At 60.2% G+C, this 3,522-nt stretch carries 3 protein-coding genes and 1 pseudogene; 3 read left to right on the forward strand and 1 reads right to left on the reverse strand.

Translation table 11 applies throughout. From position 1 onward, the window contains the following. Window positions 1-678, reverse strand: a pseudogene (locus ACRESJ_RS24060) (primosomal protein N'); the annotation flags it as partial. A gap of 201 nt (window positions 679-879) precedes the next feature. On the opposite strand from ACRESJ_RS24060, the gene rpmE reads away from it, so the two are divergent. The 3 genes from rpmE (at window position 880) to ACRESJ_RS24075 (ending at window position 3,374) form a co-directional block, all read left to right on the forward strand. Next, window positions 880-1,098 (forward strand): 50S ribosomal protein L31, encoded by a 219-nt coding sequence (gene rpmE, locus ACRESJ_RS24065; RefSeq protein WP_008047849.1) that lies wholly within the window; start codon window positions 880-882, stop codon window positions 1,096-1,098. 35 nt (window positions 1,099-1,133) lie between these two features. After that, window positions 1,134-1,922, forward strand: coding sequence for a thermonuclease family protein (locus tag ACRESJ_RS24070; RefSeq protein ID WP_431760142.1), 789 nt, complete (start codon window positions 1,134-1,136; stop codon window positions 1,920-1,922). A gap of 183 nt (window positions 1,923-2,105) precedes the next feature. Next, window positions 2,106-3,374: a malic enzyme-like NAD(P)-binding protein gene (locus ACRESJ_RS24075; RefSeq protein ID WP_431760143.1), complete on the forward strand. Its 1,269-nt coding sequence runs from the start codon at window positions 2,106-2,108 to the stop codon at window positions 3,372-3,374. The last annotated feature ends 148 nt before the right edge of the window (window positions 3,375-3,522 follow it).

The raw sequence follows: 3,522 nt of genomic DNA on the forward strand, positions 1-3,522 counted from the left end.
CAGCAGGAACGCGTGATAACTGTCGAAGCCGGCGCGAATCGCCTCATAGGCGGCGCGCTGCTCCGGGTTCAGCGGGAGTTCCGGTTGCGCCAGCCAGTGTTCGTGGCGTGCACCCGGAGCGTGGCGGCGGATCTCGACTTGCACCAGTTCCTTGGCCAACAGCAAATCCAGGCTGTCCTTGCTCAGCATCAGCTTGCTCAGCAATTGATGGGCAACGCCGTGGGGGTGCTGGGCCAGCGTAGCCAGGGCTTCGCGCTGACGCGGGGCGCGGGCGATGCGCGGATCATCGAGGCTGGCGCCCGGCGCGGCGGACCAGAACCGTTCCTGGCGTGCTTCGGCCAGCTCACCCTGGCGCAGCAGCACCGGCAGCGCCCAGCTCAAGGTGTCGCCGAGGCTGTGCTGGTAGTACTGGGAGGTCCACAGGCACAGCTTGAACAGTGCGGGCGGCAGCGGTGGGGTAGCATCGAGCAGGGCCAGGGCCGGCTTGAGTTTCTCGGCCGGCACTTCGCTGGTGTTGGTGACTTCCACCAGAATTCCGATCATCTCGCGCCGGCCGAACGGTACCCGCAGGCGCATGCCTGGGTGCAGCTGGCTGCGCAGGACGCCGGCGGGAGCACGGTAGTCGAACAGACGGCGCAGCGGCGAAGGCAGGGCGAGGCGCAGAATGGCGTCGGGCACGCGGGGGATCTCGATCAGCGGAAGATAAAAGCGGGGTCGTATGTCCCCTGTGGGAGCGCGTATTGGGGCGGGAGCCTAGCAGACGGTCGGTAGAAGCGACAGCTTGCGTGATCAGGATTGTCTGGTAGAATCCGCGGCCTAATTACGTGCGGTATTCAACAATAGTGTTGGGTGGCGGCACGCTAGCCTGAGGAAGACACCATGAAAGCTGATATCCATCCAGAATACCCAGCAGTTGCTGTTACCTGCAGCTGCGGCAACAAGTTCGAAACCCGTTCGACCTTCGGCAAAGCCCTGGCGATCGACGTTTGCAACGAATGCCACCCGTTCTACACCGGTAAGCAAAAGACTCTGGACACTGGCGGCCGCGTTCAGCGCTTCGCAGACCGTTTCGGTGCTTTCGGCGCGAAAAAGGCCTAAGGCCAATCAACTTGGGAAACCGTCCAGGTTTTTCCATGCTGATGAAGAAGGCGTCCCTTGTGGGCGCCTTTTTTATGTCCGCGATTTGGCTCTCCGGTGCTCAGGCTTTCTGTCCGACACCGGGCGACCTGTCATCCGTCGTGGTTCAGCGAGTGGTCGATGGCGATACGCTGCGCCTGAGCGATGGCCGCAGTGTGCGCATGATTGGCTTGAACACGCCGGAGCTTGGTAAGAAGGGTCGTTCCGACGAGCCGTTCGCCGTGGCTGCGCGCAAGCGCCTCGAAGCCCTGGTGTCGGCGAGTGACGGGCGCGTGGGTTTGCAGCCCGGTAAAGAAAGCAAAGATCGCTACGGCCGAACCCTGGCCCATGTCTTTGGTGCCGACGGGACCAATCTCGAAGCGCAAATGCTCGCCGAAGGCTTGGGTTTTCTGGTGGCAATCCCACCGAATGTCGATCTGATCAGTTGTCAGCAAGCCGCGGAGCTCAGTGCCCGCAAGGCCGGGCTTGGCGTTTGGCGCCAGTCACCTGTACTGAAAGCGGATCAGATCAGTGCTTCCGGTTTTGCTGTGCTCAGCGGTCGCGTGAGCAAGGTTCAGCGTAATCGTGGCGGGGTTTGGATCGAATTGCAGGATTCGGTTGTATTGCGTGTTGCACCCAATCTGCTGGGTCGCTTTGATGTCGCTTCGCTTGAGGTGCTCAAAGGCAAGCAGATCGAGGCTCGTGGCTGGGTGCTCGACCGTTCGCGCCGTGGCGGCCTCAAGGATGGTCAGGTGCGATGGATGTTGCCGCTGACGGATCCGGCGATGTTTCAGGTTGCGCCGTAACAAAATAATTGTAGACATTTTTCGCTCTGATTGTGAACAGTCTATCCCTTGTGTTCCGCGGCTCTTGGCCCAAAGTCGTAGGGCAGGGCGCTTGACAGGGGTGACCGGTCAGTCTTGTGGGGATTTTGCGAGGCGCGTATCCTCGCTGACCAGTCTGTCCAACAGTAAAAGCGGAATGCCCACATGTCTGATTTGAAAACTGCCGCTCTCGAGTATCACGCCAATCCTCGTCCAGGAAAGCTGAGCGTCGAGCTCACCAAGCCTACCGCTACCGCCCGCGACCTGTCGCTGGCCTACAGCCCCGGCGTAGCCGAACCAGTGCGCGAAATCGGTCGCGATCCTGAGCTGGCCTACAAGTACACCGGTAAAGGCAACCTGGTTGCAGTCATTTCCGATGGCACCGCGATTCTCGGTCTGGGTAACCTCGGCCCATTGGCTTCCAAGCCAGTGATGGAAGGTAAAGGCGTACTGTTCAAGCGCTTCGCTGGCATCGACGTTTTCGACATCGAAGTTGACTCCGAAAGCCCGCAAGCCTTCATCGACACCGTCAAACGTATCTCCATCACCTTCGGTGGTATCAACCTGGAAGACATCAAGGCACCTGAGTGCTTTGAGATCGAGCGCGCTCTGATCGAGCAGTGCGACATCCCTGTATTCCACGATGACCAGCACGGCACCGCGATCGTGACCGCGGCCGGCATGATCAACGCCCTGGAAATCGCTGGCAAAACCCTGCCTGAAGCCAAGATCGTCTGCCTGGGTGCCGGCGCTGCCGCCATCTCCTGCATGAAGTTGCTGGTGAGCATGGGCGCCAACATCGAAAACATCTACATGATCGACCGTACCGGCGTGATCCACTCCGGCCGTGACGACCTGAACCAGTACAAGGCTGTCTTCGCTCACGCGACTGAAAAGCGCACCCTGGCAGACGCCCTTCAAGGCGCAGACGTGTTCGTCGGCCTGTCCGGTCCGAACCTGCTGAGCGCTGAAGGCCTGAAATCCATGGCGGCCAACCCGATCGTGTTCGCGTGCTCGAACCCTGATCCGGAAATCTCCCCGGAGCTGGCGCACGCCACCCGTGACGACGTGATCATGGCCACTGGCCGTTCGGACTACCCGAACCAGGTCAACAACGTACTGGGCTTCCCGTTCATCTTCCGTGGTGCCCTGGACGTTCGCGCCAAGCGCATCAACGAAGAAATGAAAGTGGCTGCGGCCAACGCCCTGCGCGAACTGGCCAAGCTGCCAGTACCTCAGGAAGTGTGCGACGCCTACGGCGGCATCAAGCTGGAATTCGGTCGTGAGTACATCATTCCCAAGCCAATGGATGCCCGTCTGATCACCCTGATCTCCGATGCCGTGGCCAAGGCTGCGATCGAGACCGGCGTAGCGACCCTGCCGTATCCGAAGAACTACCCGCTGAAAAGCGTGGATGATGTGTTCAACGGTTAAGTCGTTGTAGCGCTCAATCAAAAGCCCTGGCTCGTATGAGTCGGGGCTTTTTACTGCCTGATGTTTTTGTGTTGGCTGTTCCGACCTCTTCGCGGGCAAGCCCGCTCCCACAGGGTTCGGCGGCGTATACAAACTTTATGTACACCAT

Origin of the sequence: Pseudomonas sp. (genome assembly GCF_050739655.1) — a bacterium.
Taxonomy (GTDB): Bacteria; Pseudomonadota; Gammaproteobacteria; order Pseudomonadales; family Pseudomonadaceae; genus Aquipseudomonas.

Excerpts from the sequence above, each read along its gene's own strand:
- rpmE (WP_008047849.1), top strand. The coding sequence starts at position 880 with ATGAAAGCTGATATCCATCCAGAATACCCAGCAGTTGCTGTTACCTGC.
- ACRESJ_RS24070 (WP_431760142.1), top strand. The coding sequence starts at position 1,134 with ATGCTGATGAAGAAGGCGTCCCTTGTGGGCGCCTTTTTTATGTCCGCG.
- ACRESJ_RS24075 (WP_431760143.1), top strand. The coding sequence starts at position 2,106 with ATGTCTGATTTGAAAACTGCCGCTCTCGAGTATCACGCCAATCCTCGT.